This window comes from Vreelandella sulfidaeris (genome assembly GCF_042429665.1).
In the GTDB taxonomy this organism is placed as follows: Bacteria; Pseudomonadota; Gammaproteobacteria; order Pseudomonadales; family Halomonadaceae; genus Vreelandella.
This window is the reverse complement of the sequence record NZ_JBHMAC010000010.1, coordinates 152,789-171,325: the sequence shown is the minus strand read 5'-3', so window position 1 is coordinate 171,325 and position 18,537 is coordinate 152,789. Positions and strand designations below refer to the sequence as shown.

The 18,537-nt window shown below is 56.1% G+C and carries 17 protein-coding genes; 10 read left to right on the top strand and 7 right to left on the bottom strand.

The window, feature by feature from the left end:
- Positions 1-25 precede the first annotated feature (25 nt).
- The 6 genes from bioB to bioA are packed head-to-tail and all read left to right on the top strand — an operon-like array spanning position 26 to position 5,794.
- On the top strand, positions 26-1,126 hold the full coding sequence (gene bioB / locus ACFFLD_RS05725; protein ID WP_386037875.1) for a biotin synthase BioB: 1,101 nt from the start codon (positions 26-28) through the stop codon (positions 1,124-1,126).
- Positions 1,113-2,285 carry an 8-amino-7-oxononanoate synthase gene (bioF, locus tag ACFFLD_RS05720; protein WP_386037872.1) on the top strand — a complete coding sequence of 391 codons (1,173 nt, stop codon included), beginning with the start codon at positions 1,113-1,115 and terminating at the stop codon, positions 2,283-2,285. Before bioB ends, bioF begins: the two co-directional genes overlap by 14 nt.
- The gene (locus ACFFLD_RS05715; protein ID WP_386037869.1) at positions 2,267-2,995 is read left to right on the top strand and encodes an alpha/beta fold hydrolase; all 729 of its coding nucleotides are present in this window, start codon (positions 2,267-2,269) and stop codon (positions 2,993-2,995) included. Before bioF ends, ACFFLD_RS05715 begins: the two co-directional genes overlap by 19 nt.
- Positions 2,992-3,774 (top strand): malonyl-ACP O-methyltransferase BioC, encoded by a 783-nt coding sequence (bioC, locus tag ACFFLD_RS05710; RefSeq protein WP_386037866.1) that lies wholly within the window; start codon positions 2,992-2,994, stop codon positions 3,772-3,774. The genes ACFFLD_RS05715 and bioC overlap by 4 nt, the downstream gene beginning before the upstream one ends.
- On the top strand, positions 3,771-4,490 hold the full coding sequence (gene bioD, locus ACFFLD_RS05705) for a dethiobiotin synthase (protein WP_386037863.1): 720 nt from the start codon (positions 3,771-3,773) through the stop codon (positions 4,488-4,490). The genes bioC and bioD overlap by 4 nt, the downstream gene beginning before the upstream one ends.
- A complete protein-coding gene (gene bioA, locus ACFFLD_RS05700) occupies positions 4,487-5,794 on the top strand; it encodes an adenosylmethionine--8-amino-7-oxononanoate transaminase (protein WP_386037860.1) in 1,308 nt (435 codons plus the stop codon). The genes bioD and bioA overlap by 4 nt, the downstream gene beginning before the upstream one ends.
- A gap of 137 nt (positions 5,795-5,931) precedes the next feature.
- On the opposite strand, the gene ACFFLD_RS05695 is transcribed toward bioA, so the two are convergent.
- From ACFFLD_RS05695 to ACFFLD_RS05670, 6 genes are all read right to left on the bottom strand, one after another.
- On the bottom strand, positions 5,932-6,645 hold the full coding sequence (locus tag ACFFLD_RS05695) for an SIR2 family NAD-dependent protein deacylase (RefSeq protein WP_386037857.1): 714 nt from the start codon (positions 6,643-6,645) through the stop codon (positions 5,932-5,934).
- Positions 6,646-6,676: 31 nt separating this feature from the next.
- Entirely contained in the window at positions 6,677-8,443 is a 1,767-nt protein-coding gene (aceK, locus tag ACFFLD_RS05690) for a bifunctional isocitrate dehydrogenase kinase/phosphatase (RefSeq protein ID WP_386037854.1), read from the bottom strand.
- An 83-nt stretch (positions 8,444-8,526) separates the two neighbouring features.
- A complete protein-coding gene (locus tag ACFFLD_RS05685; protein WP_386037851.1) occupies positions 8,527-9,021 on the bottom strand; it encodes a CIA30 family protein in 495 nt (164 codons plus the stop codon).
- 84 nt (positions 9,022-9,105) lie between these two features.
- Positions 9,106-10,545 carry an ethanolamine permease gene (gene eat, locus ACFFLD_RS05680; RefSeq protein ID WP_386037848.1) on the bottom strand — a complete coding sequence of 480 codons (1,440 nt, stop codon included), beginning with the start codon at positions 10,543-10,545 and terminating at the stop codon, positions 9,106-9,108.
- A gap of 111 nt (positions 10,546-10,656) precedes the next feature.
- Entirely contained in the window at positions 10,657-11,505 is an 849-nt protein-coding gene (gene eutC / locus ACFFLD_RS05675) for an ethanolamine ammonia-lyase subunit EutC (protein ID WP_386037845.1), read from the bottom strand.
- Positions 11,498-12,910, bottom strand: coding sequence for an ethanolamine ammonia-lyase subunit EutB (locus tag ACFFLD_RS05670; RefSeq protein ID WP_386037842.1), 1,413 nt, complete (start codon positions 12,908-12,910; stop codon positions 11,498-11,500). The genes eutC and ACFFLD_RS05670 overlap by 8 nt, the downstream gene beginning before the upstream one ends.
- Before the next feature lie 226 nt (positions 12,911-13,136).
- Here ACFFLD_RS05670 and ACFFLD_RS05665 point away from each other — a divergent pair, with 226 nt between their 5' ends.
- Entirely contained in the window at positions 13,137-14,096 is a 960-nt protein-coding gene (locus tag ACFFLD_RS05665; RefSeq protein ID WP_386037839.1) for a helix-turn-helix domain-containing protein, read from the top strand.
- On the opposite strand, the gene ACFFLD_RS05660 is transcribed toward ACFFLD_RS05665, so the two are convergent.
- Positions 14,088-16,433 carry a bifunctional diguanylate cyclase/phosphodiesterase gene (locus tag ACFFLD_RS05660; protein ID WP_386037836.1) on the bottom strand — a complete coding sequence of 782 codons (2,346 nt, stop codon included), beginning with the start codon at positions 16,431-16,433 and terminating at the stop codon, positions 14,088-14,090. The two genes, ACFFLD_RS05665 and ACFFLD_RS05660, sit on opposite strands and share 9 nt — an antisense overlap.
- Before the next feature lie 464 nt (positions 16,434-16,897).
- Here ACFFLD_RS05660 and ACFFLD_RS05655 point away from each other — a divergent pair, with 464 nt between their 5' ends.
- The 3 genes from ACFFLD_RS05655 (at position 16,898) to ACFFLD_RS05645 (ending at position 18,464) form a co-directional block, all read left to right on the top strand.
- Positions 16,898-17,245 (top strand): helix-turn-helix domain-containing protein, encoded by a 348-nt coding sequence (locus ACFFLD_RS05655; RefSeq protein ID WP_386037833.1) that lies wholly within the window; start codon positions 16,898-16,900, stop codon positions 17,243-17,245.
- A gap of 255 nt (positions 17,246-17,500) precedes the next feature.
- Complete coding sequence (locus ACFFLD_RS05650; RefSeq protein WP_386037830.1) at positions 17,501-18,136, top strand: class I SAM-dependent methyltransferase; 636 nt, start codon at positions 17,501-17,503, stop codon at positions 18,134-18,136.
- Between the two features lie 52 nt (positions 18,137-18,188).
- On the top strand, positions 18,189-18,464 hold the full coding sequence (locus ACFFLD_RS05645; RefSeq protein WP_386037827.1) for a TIGR03643 family protein: 276 nt from the start codon (positions 18,189-18,191) through the stop codon (positions 18,462-18,464).
- Positions 18,465-18,537: the final 73 nt, after the last annotated feature.

Here is an 18,537-nt window from a genome sequence, read left to right as displayed (position 1 = left end):
TACGAAAATTAAAAAGGTTTACATAATGACCGTGCCCCGCGAGCAATTTCAACAACCGCGTCAGCCACAAGGCCATCAGCAGCGCCACGACTGGACGCTGGATGAGATCAACGCGCTTTTTGCACTCCCGTTCAATGATCTACTGTTTCAAGCTCAGCAAGTCCATCGCGCCCACTTTGATGCGAATGCGGTGCAAATCTCTACCCTGCTGTCGATTAAAACCGGCGCCTGCCCCGAGGACTGCAAGTACTGCCCCCAGTCCGGCCACTACAACACGCAGCTTGAAAAAGAGAAGCTGCTGGAAATTGAAAAAGTCGTCGAGCAAGCCAGGGCCGCGAAAGAAGCTGGCGCCAGCCGATTCTGCATGGGCGCGGCATGGCGCAGCCCCCGCGACAAGGACTTGCTGCTGGTCGAAGAGATGGTTCGTCAGGTCAAAGCGGTGGGCCTGGAAACCTGCATGACGCTGGGCATGGTCGATGGCGAGCAGGCCAGCCGACTGGCCAACGCAGGACTCGATTACTACAACCATAACCTGGATACCTCGCCGGATTATTATGGTGAGATCATCACCACGCGCACCTACAGCGACCGGCTGGAAACGCTCTCCAACGTGCGCGATGCGGGTATGAAAGTGTGCTCGGGGGGCATTCTTGGCATGGGCGAAGACGCCCAGGATCGTAGCGCCCTGCTGCAACAACTGGCCAAGCTATCGCCGCACCCTGAATCCGTCCCGATCAACATGCTGGTCAAGGTTCCCGGTACGCCGCTCGAAAATGTCGAAGACCTGGACCCCATCGAGTTTATCCGCGCCATTGCGGTGGCGCGCATCATGATGCCGCAAAGCCATGTACGTCTTTCCGCTGGCCGCGAGCAAATGAGTGAATCAACCCAGGCGCTGGCATTTTTGGCCGGCGCCAACTCAATCTTCTACGGCGACAAACTGCTGACCACCGGCAACCCTCAGGCGGATCGTGACCGCGCACTGTTTACCAAGCTGGGCCTGCATCCCGAACAGCGCGAGACCTGCGAAAGCGAAGATGTTCAAGCCGCCCGCCTAGCCCAACAGGCACAGCAGCAGGTTCACGCCGAGCGTGTGGCCGAGCTGGCAGTCGATGCCAGTGTCTAACGCCTGGCAGCAGCGTTTAGCTGCTGCCCGTGATGAACGCCAGCAGTCGCAGCGCTGGCGAACCCGGCAGCCAATGGCAAGCGGCGCTTCCGGCTCTTCTCTCGACTTTGCCGGTAACGACTACCTGGGCCTCGCTCACAACCCACGCGTCATCGAGGCCCAGGCAGAAGGTGCGCGGCGTTACGGTGCGGGCGCCGGCGCATCGCATTTGGTCAGCGGCCATTTAGAGGTTCACGACGCCCTTGAGGATGCCCTCGCTCAGTGGACCGGTCGCGAACGCGCGCTGCTATTTTCCACCGGCTACATGGCAAACCTGGGCGTGCTGCAGGCACTGGCGGATCGTCATACCGCTATCTTCCAGGACCGTCTAAACCACGCCTCGCTAATCGATGGTTCGGCTCTTAGCGGTGCCCGCTCGCGGCGCTTTCATCACCGCGACACCCACGACCTGGAACGCCTGCTTTCACGTAGTGAGAGCAGGCATAAGCTCGTCGTCAGCGATGGCGTGTTCAGCATGGATGGCGATGTGGCCGATATCGCCTCACTGGCAAGGCTCAGCCAGCAACATGGCGCCTGGCTGATGATAGATGACGCCCACGGCGTGGGCGTGCTTGGCGACAATGGCAGCGGCTGTGTTGGCGGCGTGTCTAGCCAGGACGTGCCGATTCTCGTTGGCACCTTGGGCAAGGCGCTGGGCACCGCTGGGGCGTTTGTAGCCGGGGATGCCGAATTAATCGAGCATCTGATTCAGTTTTCCCGCAGCTATATCTATACCACCGCCCAACCACCGGCGATTGCGGCTGCCACTCTTAAAGCGCTAGACATTGTTCAGAATGAACCGGAACAGCGCGCCAACCTCAACGCCAATATCGCCTACTTTCGCCACGAAGCGCTGCATTTGGGGCTGCCGCTTGGTCGCTCCGACACGCCCATTCAACCGCTCATCCTGGGCGATGAAGCACGCACTCTGCGCTGGGCGATGTACCTGAAACAGCAGGGTCTACACGTAGGCGCCATTCGACCGCCCACCGTACCCAAGGGTGAATCACGCCTGCGTATCACGTTGAGCGCCCGCCATCAGCGCGACGAGATTGATCAGCTATTAGCCGCGCTCAACCAGTGCCAATCCAATGAGGCATCATGTCTTCCCAGCGCTTGATCCTGCTTTCCGGCTGGGGTGTCGACCAGCGAGTCTGGCAGCCCTTGAAGGCGCACTGGCCAGCCTCGCTCACGCCCCAGGCGATCGACTGGCCGGGCTATGGCGAGATGCCCGCCTTGGCGGCAGACGCATCGTTTGCCCAGTTGGCCGAGGCCATGACCAAGCCGCTCGCAAGCGATGCGATCTGGGTTGGCTGGTCATTAGGCGGACTGCTGGCAACCGCGCTATTGAAATATTTACCGCCCCCGCGCGGGTTGATTCTGCTCGGCGCAGGCGACACCTTTTGTACTCCCGACGGCATCACCGGCCATGAGCTGAGTACCTTTCAGGGCGCTTTTAAGCGCTCCCCCGCCGCTACCTGGCAGTCCTTTTTACGCAGGCAGACCCAAGGGGAACCCAGCCCCCGACAAGCTTACCGGCAGCTACGTGACCTGCTGGGCGATACGTTACCCGCCGATAGCACTACCTTGGCTACCGGCCTGCACTGGCTGGCAACGATTGATAATCGACCACGCTTGAGGGCGGCTTCTTGCCCGGTTATTCGTCTTAGCGGCGAGCACGACCCCTTCATCGGCGCTGCCCAGCGCCTTGCCAGTGACAACATAAGCAACGTTGGCCACTGCCCGATGCTCTCGCAACCGCAGGCACTGGCTGCGTTGATTTCCCGTCATGCGGACCAGATGACGAACCCAAGTAGGGAGGTTTTATGACCGCGCTAACGGCGAGCGCCGACGCTAGCTGGCAAGCACGGGTGGCCCACGCTTTTTCCCGGGCCGCCCCCCGTTATGATGCGCTAGCCACCGCGCAGCGCCAGATAGGTCAGCGGTTGTGGGATGCGCTCCCCGTCGATGCGCGCAACGTATTGGATATAGGCTGCGGGACCGGTTACTGGACACAGCAGTTGGCTGAGCGCTACCCGCGCGCGCATGTAACCGGCCTGGACCTTGCTCCCGGCATGCTGGAGCAAGCGCGCCAACAGTACGGTGATGCAATCGCCTGGCAGCAGGGCGACGCCGCTGCGCTGGAGTTTAATGACCGAAGTGTTGAGCTGGTGTTTTCCAACCTGGCAATACAGTGGTGTCGCGATATTGGGGCGGTGATGGATAACATTTATCGCGTGCTACGCCCGGGTGGACAGGCGCATATCACGACGCTACTGCCAGGTACGCTGGAAGAAATCGCGTTTGCCTGGCAGCGCCCCGAAGCGCTGCTGCAAACACCTCATCACGCCAGTGTAGAACGGGCCATTGAGGAAAGCGGCTTAACGGTTGCCCGCCAGAACGCCGCCGTTGAGCGTTTTTACTACCCCGACCTACGCGCCGTCATGGCCTCCATTAAAGGTATAGGAGCGCAGCTCCCCCGGCCGCAAACCAAGCTCACCCGCGCCGATATCGTCGTCGCACAAGCGCGTTTTGAGCAGTTGCGACAGCCTGAGGGCTTGCCGGTCAGTTACCACTGTCTAACCCTGCATCTGGAAAAAACGTTATGAGCGTCTATTTTGTAACCGGCACCAATACCGATGCGGGCAAGACCCTGGTGACCAGCGCGTTGCTTTACGCCGCCCGCCAACAACAGTTGAGCACCCTTGGCCTTAAACCGGTGGCGTCCGGCAGCGAATACACCGGCCAAGGTCTGGGTAAAGAGGGTCTGGGTAAAGAAGGTCTGCGCAATAGCGATGCGCTTGCGCTGCAGCAGCAAAGCGTGCCGCCGGTCGACTACGCCACGGTTAATCCCTTTGCCTTTGCTCCCGCCATCGCCCCTCACCTTGCCGCGATGGAGGCGGGCCAAGCGCTTGAGGTTAGCGACCTCTCTCGCCTGCTGCGCGAAACGCTTGCCCAAACCCCTAGAGACCTCACCTTGATTGAAGGCGCCGGTGGCTGGCGTGTACCGTTAAGCGAACAGGCCGATTTCGCCGATCTGGCGATGGCACTTGAGTTGCCGGTTATCCTGGTCGTCGGCTTGACGCTGGGCTGCTTGAACCATGCCCGTTTAACGGCAGAGGCCATTCGTGCCGACGGCCTGGTGCTCGCCGGGTGGGCGGGTAGCGTGGTTGACCCCGCCTTTGCGGCGAACGCAGACCGCTTCAAGGCCAATATCGCCCATCTCAACGCCAAGCTCGCGACTCCCTGTTTAGGCATCATTCCCCACCTTGATGCTCCCAGCGCCGCGACTGCCGCCCTCTATCTCTCCCTGGAGCCGTTATGAACACGCCGGTCCGTCACAGTCATGTCGGGCATCGCCATGTTTGGCACCCTTATGCCCACTTGAAAACCCAAACGCCTGCGCCCAAGGTCGTTGGCGGTGAGGGCGCTCACTTTGTGCTTGAAAGCGGGGAACGCCTGCTGGACGCCACCTGTTCCTGGTGGTGCATGATCCACGGCTACGGCCACCCGCGCCTGGTCGACGCCATTCGCGATCAGGCAGGCAAGCTATGCCATGTAATGCTGGGCGGTTTGACCCACGACCCTGCCGACCAGCTGGCCCGTGAACTGGTGCGTATCACCCCCGCCGGGCTAAATCACGTTTTCTATTCAGACAGCGGATCGGTGGGCATGGAAGTCGCCATGAAGATGGCGCTGCAGTATCAGGTGCTTACCGGCAACCCTGGCAAACAAAAGATGCTCTCGCTGATGAAGGCGTACCACGGCGACACCACCGGCTGCATGGCGGTCTGCGACCCGGAAGAAGGCATGCACAGCCTGTTTGCCAGCCTGCTGCCCAAGCACCACTTTGCCCCGGCGCCCACCGCCCCGTTTGATGCCACCGCGGCGCAGGTCGAACACGACCTTGGCGCTCTGCGTCACGTGCTTGAACAGCACCATGAAGAGATCGCTGCGCTGCTGATGGAACCGCTTTTACAGGCCGCAGGCGGGCTTAACATGACATCCCCTGACTACCTGCGCGGTGCCCGAACGTTGTGCGATGAGTTTGGCGTGCTGCTGATTTTTGACGAAGTGGCCACCGGTTTTGGTCGCACCGGCAAACTGTTTGCCGCCGACCATGCGTCGGTCACCCCCGATATCATGGTGCTCTCAAAAGGATTAACCGGCGGTTATCTGGGCCACGCCGCAACGCTTGCGACCGATCGCGTCCATGACGCCTTTATCGGTGATAGCGACCATCACGCCTTTATGCACGGGCCTACCTTCATGGGCAACCCGCTGGCCTGCCGCGTCGCGCTGGAAAGCCTGCGCGTCTTCGAGGAAGAGCACTACCTCACCAGGATTGCCACGCTCAGCCAACAGCTACGCCGCGAACTAATAGACGACAAGGCGCTGAACGCGCACCCAGCGGTGGCTGACGTACGCGTACTCGGCGCTACCGCCGTGATTGAAGCGCACTCTGCCGAGACGCTCAAAGGGGTGGGAGACTTCGCCCGTAAGCGCGGCGTCTGGCTGCGCCCCATCGGCCGCTGGCTTTATACCATGCCCGCCTATATCACCTCTGAAGCGGAAATCTCCCAGATTACCGACGTGATGAAGGCGTGGTATCTGAAAGACCGACGCTGATAATCCTACATAAATAAACAGCCAGCCTACTCGGTTCGAACAACCTTTGGCGGGGGCGCTGTGAACCCATCCTTGGGCGCTACTTTCGCCATCCATGGCGAAAGACCCCCGCTACAGGCTGATTCGAACCTTTTTATTCAAGGCAATATCAGATTGCCCTGTTTTCGCCACTGGCTAACCAACGCCGGCACACCCTCGCCGGCGGTGGTGTTAATCGCCAGCACGCCCGGAGGGCTAAGCATATCGGCATCCGGGTCGACCAGCGCACAGGGCGTGTTAATATCAATGTAGGACAGCAATGAGGCAGCGGGCATCACCGCCAGCGACGTGCCCACCACCAGGAAAAAGTCCGCCTGGCTTACGATCTCACAGGCCTCGTCAAACAGCGGCACCGACTCGCCAAACCACACCACATCCGGCCGTAGCTGACTGCCCTTGTCGCACACATCGCCTAGGGTAATGCCGCCTTTGGGCAGCGGGTAGCGCAACCGCGCATCCACCGAGGAGCGGGCATTGAGAATTTCACCATGCAGATGCAGCACATGACGAGACCCCGCCCGTTCGTGCAGGTCATCAATGTTCTGGGTGATGACGCTCACCTTGAAACCCGCCGTTTCCAGACCTGCCAGCGCCTTATGGGCGGCGTTGGGCTTGGCTTTGCGAATCTGCTCGCGGCGCTGGTTATAAAAGGACAACACTCGCTCGGGGTCTTGTTGCCAGCCTTGCGGCGTTGCCACCTGCTCGACCGGGTGGTCTTCCCAAAGGCCATCACTGGCACGAAACGTTTTAATCCCGCTCTCGGCGCTAATCCCCGAGCCGGTAAATACCACCAAATGCGGACTAGCGGCCATGATCACCTCACTGCGTTTGCGTTGCTCTACGCTAATATACTAGCTGACCGATGCTGCCCGCAAAACGCTGCTTGTTGCGGTAGGGGTATACGTCAATGACCCGCCCATCAATGATGGCCTGCTGAAGCTCCAGCCAGTAATCAGGGTCGAACAGTTCCGGATGCTGCGCCATGAACATATCGCGCAGCGCTTTATTGGCAAACATGAACGGTCCGAACTCCTCGGGAAAGATATCGTTGGGCCCGATCGACAGGCTTTCACCGCCGCCCCCTTGAAAGTCGTTATCGTTAGATTTGGGAATGTGTCGAAAACGGCATTCGGTCAGGTAGCAGACTTCATCGTAATCATAAAAGACCACTCGCCCCTGGCGGGTAACACCAAAGTTTTTAAGCAGCATATCGCCCGGAAAAATATTTGCCGCCGCCATCTGCTTGATAGCGTTGCCGTAATCCTTCAGCACCATTTCTTTCTCTTGGTCGCCACACTGCTCAAGGTAGATATTCAACGGCGTCATCATGCGTTCGGTGTAGCAGTGCTTGATGATCACCTTGTCGTCTTTTAATACAACGGTGGAGGGAGCGACTTCCAACAAGTGCGCCAGGCACTCCGGCGAAAAATGATCCTTGCGCACGATAAAGTTGGAAAACTCCTGGGTGTCAGCCATACGCCCCACCCGGTCGTGGCGCTTCACCAATCGATATTTGTCGCGCACCACGGCGTGGGTAACGTCTTTGGCCGGGTCGAACTTATCCTTGATGATCTTGAAGACGGTACGAAAGCTGGGCAGCACGAATACCGCCATCACCATGCCACGTACGCCCGGGGCGATAATGAACTGATCCTCACGCTTTGCTACCTGACGGTTCAATGCCCGGAAAAACTCGGTTTTACCATGCTTGAAGAAACCAATAGCGGCGTACAGTTCACCTTCGGGCTTGTGGGGCATTAGCTGCTGCAGGTAATCGACAAACTCCCGGGGCACCACCACCTCAACCTGGAAATAGGCCCGGGTAAAAGAGAAAATGATCGACACTTCGTCGGTTTCGATCAATACCGTATCCAGGTGCAGGGAAGGGTCACCGCCCTGCTGCTCACCAAACCCCTCGCCATGCAGTACCGGCAGCACCAACGGCACCTGCTCACCGCCGCCCACGATTCGGCCCACCAGATAAGCCCCTTTATTGCGATAGAAGACGCTATTGAGCAGCTCGATTTCCGCGTCGTCAGCGTTCAATATCGCCGCCGGTAAGTGCTGATGCAAAAAAGTGGCGCCTAGCTGAGTATCCCGAGCCAGATCCGCAAAGCGATTATCCAACGGGGCATCGGAAAGCGCCCAGGTTAGCGCGGCCTGCCAATCGCCGCTGACCCAATGCCTGCGGCACAGTTCAACCCCCGAACGATGGGCGGCATCATCACGTGAGCTATACACAAACATCCAGTCATTACGGATATGACGATGGTGAAAGATGGCGCAGAACAGCGAGTTGAAGAAGGTCTCTGCCAATTCAAAATCAAGCCGGTGGCTGATCAGCTCGGCGTAGTGGTTACGCGCCTCCCGCCAGCATTCACAGTGGGAGACGACATCGGGGTCAAAGCTACGCTTTAAGCGCTCCAGGGTAACGCCGATTTTTTCCTGATAGAGATTGATACGCTCAGCCGAGGCCAACTGGGTTTCGCGCCACGCCGCATCGCGAAAACGGCGGCTGGCATCGGCGGTGATCTCTTTAAAACGCGCACGGTACTCATCGAAACCATGCAGAATCGTCGTCGCCAAGCGGTACGCAGGTGAATGTTTCACGGGCCAAGCTCCTGATCATTTTAGCCAGCTTGGCGTAACCGGACACTACATGCGAGACGACCTTGGTGGGTAGCCAATAGGGATTAACTCACGGGCTCAATAAGGTTGACCTGCAAGCAAAAAGGCCCTGCCGTTCGGTCGGCGATCAAAAAGCCTATCTGGGTGAGGTCCGCTGGTTGAAAGGGTGGCACATCGCTTAACACCTTGCCGCGCCGGACGGCTTCAAAGGCACTCCAGGGGAAATGCAGCGTCTCGAAGTGATTCTGGGTCGGCGTAAACTTGACCCGGTAGGCGGATGCGTCGCTAAGCGAGGTACTTTTCAGGCGCAGCTGATAGGTACGCCCATCCCCTCGCACGGTGACAGCGATGCCTTGGGCTTTGGTAAGCGAGAGTTCAAAATCAGAGGGCTCACGTCGAACGGAGGCAAAACCGCCGCCGTTATCCAGCGATACCTCGCCGTGAAATCGCCCCACGCCGTCTGACACGCTGAATGCACTGTGGGACTCGCCGCCCATGACGCCATCATCCACGGAGCGCCAGCGCTGCTGTTCGTTTGGGCTATCAAATGCCAACCCCATGACTGCTCCTTATCGTTAGTCAAAAAAGCCTCTTTGCGCTGCGGCAAAGAGGCTTGATTTAGCCTAGGTGATTCGTCTTGCAAATTACAGCTTTGCCGTTGTCACTGCCGGGTCTGAAGCACTATTGTCCATCTCTTCAGGCGACGCGACCACCAGAGCAAATTCCTCCTCAGCGGTTTTCGCTACCAGCTTATTTTTACTGTAGAGGAAGAAGTAAGCCGCCCCGGCAATAAACAGCACGATGGTGTAGTTAAAGGCGCGGGGGTCAAACGCATACACTCCCGTCAGCGCGACCAGTGACAGCGCCAGGGCGATGCCCGAGGTAACCACACCGCCCGGTGTTTTATACGGGCGCGGCAGGTCAGGTTGCTTGATGCGCAGCATGATATGACTTAGCGCCATCAGCGCATAAGAGATCGTGGCGCCCACCACCGCCATGCCTAAAATCAAGTCGCCCTCCCCGCTGAGCGATACCAAAAAGCCGAACACGCCGGGTACAATCAACGCCAAATGGGGCACCTTGCGCCCGCTGGTCAACGATAAAGGCTTGGGGAGATACCCCGCCCGTGAGAGCGCAAACACCAGGCGGCTGTAGCCGTAGATGATCGAAAAGAAGGATGCAATCAGCCCCGCCAATCCCAATACATTCACCAGTGTTGCTAGCGTTGGGCTGCCCGCGGCGTTCAGCGCATCCACCAGCGGCACACCGCTTTGTCCGATCATCTCGGCACCGGCGACACCGGCCAACAGCACCACCACCAATAGCGCGGTGAACAGCAAAAACAACATGGCGGCGATAATGCCCTTGGGCATGTCGCGTGCAGGGTCTTTGGCCTCTTCGGCGGCTAGCGGCACACCCTCAACCGCTAAAAACAGCCACATGCCAAACGGCAGTGCCGCCCAAACACCGTACCAGCCAAACGGCATGAAGGTGCTCGCGCCGGAGGCGTCAGTAGGGGCAATATCAAATAAGTTAGCGGCGTCAAAATCACCGATCAGCGCCACCGCCGTGGCGAGAATGGCAAACACCGCCAGACCGCTAATGACCATCATGACTTTAAGCGCTTCGCCCACCCCCGCCAGGTGAATGCCGATAAAGACCGCATAGAACAGCAGGTAGACAATCGGGCCGTTAACGCCCAATAGCGCCTCTACCGCCGCGCCTATAAAAATCACAATCGCCGCCGGTGCCAAGGCGTACTCGATCAATACCGCTAGCCCCGTCAGATAGCCACCGGCAGGCCCCATCGCCTGGCGAGCGAAGCTGTAGCCGCCACCCGCGGCTGGAATCGCCGCCGACATTTCAGCAAGCGACAGCACCAGCGCCAGATACATCAGCGCCATCAAACAGGCGGCAATCGCGAAACCGCCCCAGCCCGCCTCGGCAATGCCAAAATTCCAGCCAGCAAAGTCACCGGAAATCACGTAGGAAACCCCAAGCCCCGCCAGCAGCACCCAGCCGGCAGTCCCTTTACGCAGCTGGCGTTTTGCCAGATACGCTTGATCAATAGATGGTTGCGTCATCGCTCTGCCCTTTTAGTGTGGAACATAATCGTCGCAAGCGGCGTGCCGGTGATTGCCAACGTTGTTCCGTGTTGTTGTGTGATTATTGTTAGGGGTTCGCTTGTGGGGAGGTTACTCCGCCACCAAAAAGTTACGCGTCGAGCCAGAGGCTGAGTCGCCTTCCAATACGTTGTCTTCACTGCGGTCTTTCAACTGAACGCCCGAGAGCTTGCGTTGGCGGGCTTCTTTCAGTAGCAGGAAGAAGCGCCTTGCAGCCTCCTCGACCGCCAGCCCCGCCGGGCGGACGTTGGAAATACAGTTGCGTCGATCGTCCCTGAGCCCCGGCTCCGGCGCCCAGGTCATATAAAGGCCCAAGCTATCCGGCGAGCTAAGCCCTGGCCGCTCACCAATCATCACCAGTACAGCGTCAGCATTCAGCAGCGCCCCAATCTCATCACCAATCGCCACCCGCCCCTGTTCCACGATAGTTAGCGGCGCGAGCTGCCAATCGGCAGCATCGCTGTTGAGCGCCTCATGGAGTTTGCGAAGAAACGGCGCACTGTTCTGCTGTACGGCCAAGGCGGAAAGGCCATCAACCACCACCACGGCCAAATCAACACGCTGCTGAGGCGCGACGGTTTGCTGCAAACGTTCACGGCTCTCATCGTTTAGGCGGCGGCCATAGTCGGGCCGCTGCAGGTACATGGCACGGTCTTGGGCTTGGCTATGCAGATGAATCGGTGGCGTGGTTAGCCCCAGTGCTTCGCTCAGCTCGGCCGTTAGCGCCTCGACATCCAGCGGGCAGTGAACGGCGTCCTGGGCCTGAGCATGGGCTAGCTGAAAGGCTAGCAGCTTGCTGGTCGGCAGGCTGATACCGGCGCGACCCAATCCAATCCGCGCATCGGTAAAAGCGCTCAGTCGCTCCCAAGGATTGTCGACCACAATGGACGACGTTGGCGTATCAGCATACTTATCAACCATGGCGAGGCTCCTTGGGCAGGTGGCGCAGGCTGTTGGCAAAGGCGGCAGGAAGCTGATCGTTTAGCCGATGGGTGCTGACATCCTGAAAAATCTGCATCTCTTCAAGCCAGCGCTCGAACTCAGGCGCCGCCTTCAGCCCCAGCACTCGCCGTGCATAAAGCGCATCGTGAAAGGAGGTGGTCTGGTAATTGAGCATGATGTCGTCGGAGCCGGGGATGCCCATGATGAAATTACAGCCCGCCACCCCGAGCAGCGTCAGCAGGTTATCCATATCGTTCTGGTCGGCTTCGGCATGATTGGTGTAACAAACATCGCAGCCCATGGGCACGCCCAGCAGCTTGCCGCAGAAGTGATCTTCAAGCCCGGCACGCGTAATCTCCTTACCGTCGAATAGATACTCGGGGCCAATAAAGCCCACCACGGTATTGACCAACAAGGGGTTGAACTTACGCGCCACGGCGTAGGCGCGTGCCTCGCACGTTTGCTGGTCGAGCCCATGATGGGCATCGGCGGAGAGCGAGCTGCCCTGGCCAGTTTCGAAATACATCACGTTGCGCCCCACCGTGCCACGATTAAGCGACTGCGCCGCCGCTTCGGCTTCGGCCAGCGTACTCAGGTCAAAACCGAAGCTGCGATTCGTGGCCTCGGTGCCGCCGATGGATTGGAAAACAAGGTCTACTGGCGCCCCCTGTTCGATCGCTTCCAGCGTATTGGTAACGTGGGTAAGCACGCAGGATTGAGTGGGGATACGGTATTTTTGAATCACCTCGTCCATCAGGCGCATCAACTTGACGCTTTGGGCGACGTTATCGGTGGCGGGATTAATACCAATCACCGCGTCGCCGCTGCCGTAAAGCAGCCCGTCGAGAATACTCGCCGCAATGCCGGTGACATCGTCGGTCGGATGATTTGGCTGTAAGCGTGTTGAAAGCCTACCGGGTAGACCGATGGTGTTACGAAACGCGGTGGTCACCCGACACTTTTTGGCCACCAGAATCAAATCCTGATTACGCATCAGCTTACTCACCGCGGCGGCCATTTCAGGTGTGATGCCTGGACTCACGGCAACAAGCACTTCGGGAGTGGCCTGATCAGACAGTAGCCAGTTACGAAAATCACCCACGGTAAGGTGGCGTATGCTCGCAAAGGCGTCAGCATCGTGATCATCGATAATCAGGCGGGTGATTTCATCGTCTTCGTAGGGGATCAACGCTTCGTTTAGAAAGGTGGTCAACGGAAGCTCAGCCAATACCATCTGCGCAACCACACGCTCTTCGGCACTCTCTGCCATGACCCCAGCCAGCCGATCTCCAGAACGAGGTGGCGTGGCTTTTGCCATCAGCTCGACCAGACTTGCAAAGTGGTAGCAGTGGCTCCCCACCGTGGTGTGATAGGTCTGCGCCATAGTGCTTCCCCATTTTATTAAGACGTTTCATTGAAACGGCGTTATTGATTGCGCTGACGACGCGTTGAGGTACAAAACTTGCTTGTTAACACCATAGCGCTATCACTAGGAAGGGAGTATCGAGTTTTGGCAAATCTTCTACTATTTTATAAAAAATAACAAATACAATAACTTGCAGTTAAAACAGCAGCATTAGGCGGGTTTTAACGTTGATGAGGAGCCTCTGATGACCACACTTGCCAGCCCGTTTGTACCAAAAAGATGCATTCAGGAAGCGTCTGATGCCGATGAGCATGCGCAAAATTTGACTCGCTGGCAGCAAGAGTATGATCAGCTCAGCCCGGGCTGCTTTTATGGTCGTCTGGATGAAGTGGCGCTAGATACGATGCAGGTGTTTAAGGAGCACACCGGTCAAGCGCTACGCCAACAGTGCAGGGTATGGCCCGAATCGCTATGGATCGGGATCCCTCTTGATAGCCAAGGCTCGCGGATTAATGGTCAGACGCTGAACAAGGGTGAGGTTATGTGCCGCCCAGGCGGGCAAGATTTTGAGCTGATAACCCCTGAGGCCTTCGACATTTACGGCCTGGTGATTCAATTACCCGCCCTGGCAACGGCAGCGAAACAGCAGGGAGTGACGCTGGATACGGATTGGCACCTCATGCCGCGTCGCCGGGCGGCTAACGAAACGCTTAGCGCCGTCACGTTTCTTATCGAACGGCTGCTATCCAGCCAAACACTCGCCATCGCCAGCCACATTCATCAAGATATCCTGCTAATGGCGCTGCTTGAATTATTGCAAATTGAGCAGCCTAGTGCAGAGCCGCCGCCTAGCTATGCTCATCGTAAGGGCGTCGTTGATCGCGTTAAGCATCACGTGAATGAACATCTGAGTGGCCCGGTGACCATGGAGGAGCTTTGCCAACTTACTCATGTTAGCCGTCGCACGCTGCAGTACAGCTTTAACTCTATTGTAGGCATTAGCCCGCTGCAGTTTCTGCGTCTGACCCGGCTCAACCGAGTGCGCCGGGCGCTACGGGGAGCGACGCCAGATCAGTCAGTGACGGAAATAGCCACCTACTGGGGATTTTGGCACTTGGGCCAATTCGCTCACGACTATAAACAGCAGTTTGGGGAGTGCCCTTCGCACACGCTTAATGCACCTCCGCCCGCTAGATTAGCGTAACCAACGTTGCATAAACTGCTCGGCAGGCAACGGCCGATCAAAGTAATAACCTTGCCCCTGGGTGCAGCCCATGGAAAGCAGTGCGGTGTTTTGGTGATGACTCTCGATGCCTTCCGCAATGGTATCCAGCCCCAGCGTGTTCGCCATGGCTATGATCGTTGCTACAATGGCCCGGTCATTGTCACAAGTGAGCATATCGCGGACGAAGGATATATCGATTTTGATCTTATCGACGGTAAAACGCTTTAAGTAAGCAAGCGACGAGTACCCGGTACCAAAATCGTCAATGGCAAGCCCTAGTCCTTTACTCTTCAACAGTGTCGTCATGGCAATCGCTTTCTCAGGATTATCCATGATACCGCTTTCGGTAATTTCCAAACTCAGTTGCGACGCCTCAATCCCAAAGTCACGGCAGCGTTCGAGTATCGTGGTAACCAGATCCTCCTCTTCAAACTGCTGAGCGGCTATATTAATGGCCAGTTGCCCCGGCATCAGTAAGCCTTGGTCTCGCCACTCGGCCAGTTGCTTACAGGCCTCCTCAATCACCCAACTGCCAAGCGCAACAATCATGCCACGCTCTTCCGCGATAGGAATAAACGTGCCAGGTGACACCTCTCCCAGCTCGTCATCATGCCATCGGCAAAGCGCTTCGGCGCCAATCAATTCCCCGCTATGTAGCGCTATTTGGGGCTGAAAGTGCAAGCTCAACTGCTTGTCTGCAATCGCGGACGCCAAGCGCTTAGCGATATGCAGCTGCTCAGCCACCACGCGCCCCATCCAGGGCTTAAATATACATATAGGAAGCTTTTGACGTTTTGCCCGATACATTGCTATATCGGCATGTTTGAGTAGTTCTAACGGCGTTTGTGCATGATGAGGATACTGCGAAATACCGATTCCTACGGACAGTTCAAACACGTGCTGCCCAACCATAAACGGCTGCGCGATGCTGTCACACAAGCGTTGAGCAATATCAAAAGCACTTTCCAGCCCCCTTTGTGGACAGACCACTACAAATTCATCACCCCCCAGCCGAGCCAAATACTCACCATTCTTGAGCGCTGTCGCCAAACGTTTGGCGACCGCCTTGAGCACTAAATCGCCGAGGTCATGGCCAGCCGTATCGTTGATCTCTTTAAACTGGTTTAGGTCCAGCAGCAGCAATGACACGTCGGATATCTTAGTATCAGCAAGGACACGCGTTATATGACGCATAAACGCAGTACGATTGGGCAAGTGAGTATCCGCGTCACAAAAGGCCAATTGTCTAATGCGAACCTCGTCTTGCTGTCGCTCAAGCTCTGAGGCGGCTCGGGCGGCAAATAGCTGCAGCACGTTGCGCACCACATCTACGTCGGCCAAGGGGGCTTTAAACATCACGCCAATAAGTCCCAACGGCTGACCATGGCTGTCGTCTAACCGCCGCCCGACATAGCCATTCACCCAGCTCAGCGCCCCATTGGTTTCAGCGGGCAACATAATGGCAGCGCCTTCATGGACAATGCACTCTTGCTCAACGATAACTTTATGGCAGGGTACCCCGGGCAAATAGTAGGCGAAATTATCCTGACACTGGCCATTTACATACAACGTCAACGTATGCGCAATGTCTGGATCTTTTTTATCCAGCAGCGCGATAAACCCCACATCGGCTGATAGCGCCTCGGCCATATGAGTGGTGAGTTGATGCAAAAACGTTTCGCCACTTTTAGCAGAGACAGCGGTGGCTACCTTGACCACTGCACGCTGAAAACGTTGCTGCTCATTAATGGTCGTTAACAGGGCTTCGTTATACTGCCCCATACGTTGAAGCGCCTGCCTTTTATTTTGCAGCCGGTTATTGATCTCGCTTTCAGTGGCCTGCCGAGCCATTTCGGCCCCTGCCAATGTGGCAGCGATACGTAATACATCATCTGCATAGGGCGGAAGTGCGAGAGGTGAAGCATGCATCAATGCAATAACCCCTAAAAAGCCGCCATCAGGCCCCGTCACCGCACACCCCAAATACCCCTCGACCTTCAGTGCTGAAAGCCGCTGATCGGATGCAAATTGCTGACAAGCTTGGCAAGCGATCACATAGCGAGAGAGATCGACCACCTGTTGGCAGGGAGTACCTGCCAGCGAATACCGTACTATTTTTGTATACGCTCCATGGGACCATCCTGCTAATGTGGTCGCCATACCCAGTTGGCGATCAACATGCTCTATAGCAGCGTGATCGACCTCAAGGATAGCTGCCAAGGACTTTACCAATTGGTGCAAAAAGCCCTCTTCACTGACGTTAGACAAATTATCTGCCAGACGTCTAAAAATTTCTGGTGCCGTAGAAGGGGACATGCTATTAAACGCCCTCGCATTTAGTTGCGCTAACCATCAAGCTACTCGCCAGCTTTTCATAAGCAGCATTTTCAGCTACTGAACTCGTCTTGTCATCCAGCAAAGGAAAACAGGCTTATCCATTACTCGACCGCTATTTTTTTACATTTCACTCGACAGTATGTTGTCCAGTAGTAAAGCAATTAAACGGGTTATTAAAACGCCGCCAGATCTTACTACTTTTCTTAACGGCTTTATGAATAATATGCAGCCGACAATTCTCTCCTCTACAAAACATCACTTGTGTACATTTAAAATGTCTAATTTAATTAAATTTACCGCCGTCATGGTGTTTCAAAAGCAACCTTACGAAACAAACAGTTACTTCCAGCATCCAAATCAACCTTAGGGGGTGATATTCAACCTAAACAGTCCTTCATGTCAATAGGTCGTTCCACAACCATTTAGCTCTAATGGAGGATGTTGTGAATAAAACAGAACAGAAAAATTTAGCCGGCAACATAGGCCGTGCGATTGCTAAACAGCGGGTTCGCAGCCAATTGACTCAGGAAGAAGTTGCGGAGCGATTGGGTGTAGGTAATGAGGCCGTTTCACGTATTGAGCGCGGTCGGGTCATTCCTAATATTATTCGCCTTATAGAGCTTGCAGAAATTTTTGACTGTGAAGCGGCGGAATTGCTAGGGCAAGCCAGCTGCAATATCGATGACCAAACTAGCAGAATGAAACAACTACTGGCGCCGTTAACCCCAAAGGATAGAATATTAATTCTCGATATCATTGAAAATCTAACCATACGTCTACAACAAAACTAATTAAATAGAGAAACTTGCTTACCTAATTTTTTCATACTGCTCTCACTACACCAAGCAGCTGAAAGTAAGATCATACCTTTTTACGCCTACCACTAAAATATTAACATATTTAATAGCACAGAGTTTTAAACCCTGCTCTTTAACAAAAAGCTATACCGTGCTATTTCGCTCAAGTGGTTAGTTGATATCTTTCATGCTATAGATAGAAGGCACTTGACATTCAGCTATCGCAGCACTGCGCTGTAAAGAGGCGTTATGTTCAATACAACCGTGTGGAATCGCCTGCGCTACACCGCTTACGCCCCTTTCTACGATATGCTCGGTACCCGCCTCTTTCGCAAACCCAGATGTATCGCGCTAGACCAAGTGGACTGGGAGCCTGGCATGTGCGTGTTGCTAGTAGGCGCTGGAACAGGCTTGGACTTACCCTTTCTACCCCACGATATAGAGCTCCATGCCACTGATTTAACCCCCACCATGGTAAGGCGCACCGCCAAACGCGCTGAAACGCTCCATCGAGACGTGGAGTGTAAGGTAATGGATGCCGAGGCCCTCGATTTCCCCAACGATTACTTTGACGCGGTCATCATGCATCTCATCATTGCCGTGATGCCCAATCCGCAGCAAGGGCTTGCAGAAGCGTACCGCGTACTCAAGCCTGGTGGTCAACTGTGTGTGATGGATAAGTTTCAGCCGGATGCCCATTCAGCAGGAGCAAGCCGACGACTCCTGAACCACCTGACGTCAGCGCTTGCCACCGATATCACTCGTCAAGCGCAGCCGCTGCTCACTCATGCAGGATTCAGTATTGTTCACGATCAGCCAGTACTGATGAATGGCCTTTTTCGCGCCATATTGGCAGCAAAGCCAACACTCCCCAGCCACGGCTAATGCGATACACTGTCCGCCATCTGAAAAGTTCCCACTCCGTTGGAGGTGAGCAATGCCCAATGCACCCGTTAAGCATTTTCGTCGCTTACCCGATGACGAACAGTCTCGGATAATCGAAATGGCCTGGGAAGACCGCACCCCCTTTGAGGCTATCGAAACCCTATATGGCCTTAGCGAGCCCGGGGTGATTGAGGTAATGCGCTATCAGTTGAAACCCGCTTCGTTTCGGCTCTGGCGCAAGCGCGTGACCGGCCGTGCCACCAAGCATCGCGCTCTGCGTTCTCCCACTGTGATACGTGGCTACTGTCCTACTCAATATAAGCGTTAATCCCTACCGCCTAGATCGACACAATGTTTCGGCTTTCTAAACACCTTTTAAATGTTATATTATCACATAACAA

Bases quoted from the DNA above. Each gene is read 5' to 3' on its own strand.
- ACFFLD_RS05650 (WP_386037830.1), top strand. From the start codon at position 17,501: ATGTTCAATACAACCGTGTGGAATCGCCTGCGCTACACCGCTTACGCC.
- bioB (WP_386037875.1), top strand. From the start codon at position 26: ATGACCGTGCCCCGCGAGCAATTTCAACAACCGCGTCAGCCACAAGGC.
- bioD (WP_386037863.1), top strand. From the start codon at position 3,771: ATGAGCGTCTATTTTGTAACCGGCACCAATACCGATGCGGGCAAGACC.
- ACFFLD_RS05665 (WP_386037839.1), top strand. From the start codon at position 13,137: ATGACCACACTTGCCAGCCCGTTTGTACCAAAAAGATGCATTCAGGAA.
- ACFFLD_RS05645 (WP_386037827.1), top strand. From the start codon at position 18,189: ATGCCCAATGCACCCGTTAAGCATTTTCGTCGCTTACCCGATGACGAA.
- ACFFLD_RS05695 (WP_386037857.1), bottom strand. From the start codon at position 6,645: ATGGCCGCTAGTCCGCATTTGGTGGTATTTACCGGCTCGGGGATTAGC.
- eutC (WP_386037845.1), bottom strand. From the start codon at position 11,505: ATGGTTGATAAGTATGCTGATACGCCAACGTCGTCCATTGTGGTCGAC.
- ACFFLD_RS05670 (WP_386037842.1), bottom strand. From the start codon at position 12,910: ATGGCGCAGACCTATCACACCACGGTGGGGAGCCACTGCTACCACTTT.
- ACFFLD_RS05685 (WP_386037851.1), bottom strand. From the start codon at position 9,021: ATGGGGTTGGCATTTGATAGCCCAAACGAACAGCAGCGCTGGCGCTCC.
- ACFFLD_RS05660 (WP_386037836.1), bottom strand. From the start codon at position 16,433: ATGTCCCCTTCTACGGCACCAGAAATTTTTAGACGTCTGGCAGATAAT.
- bioA (WP_386037860.1), top strand. From the start codon at position 4,487: ATGAACACGCCGGTCCGTCACAGTCATGTCGGGCATCGCCATGTTTGG.
- eat (WP_386037848.1), bottom strand. From the start codon at position 10,545: ATGACGCAACCATCTATTGATCAAGCGTATCTGGCAAAACGCCAGCTG.
- bioC (WP_386037866.1), top strand. From the start codon at position 2,992: ATGACCGCGCTAACGGCGAGCGCCGACGCTAGCTGGCAAGCACGGGTG.
- bioF (WP_386037872.1), top strand. From the start codon at position 1,113: ATGCCAGTGTCTAACGCCTGGCAGCAGCGTTTAGCTGCTGCCCGTGAT.
- ACFFLD_RS05715 (WP_386037869.1), top strand. From the start codon at position 2,267: ATGTCTTCCCAGCGCTTGATCCTGCTTTCCGGCTGGGGTGTCGACCAG.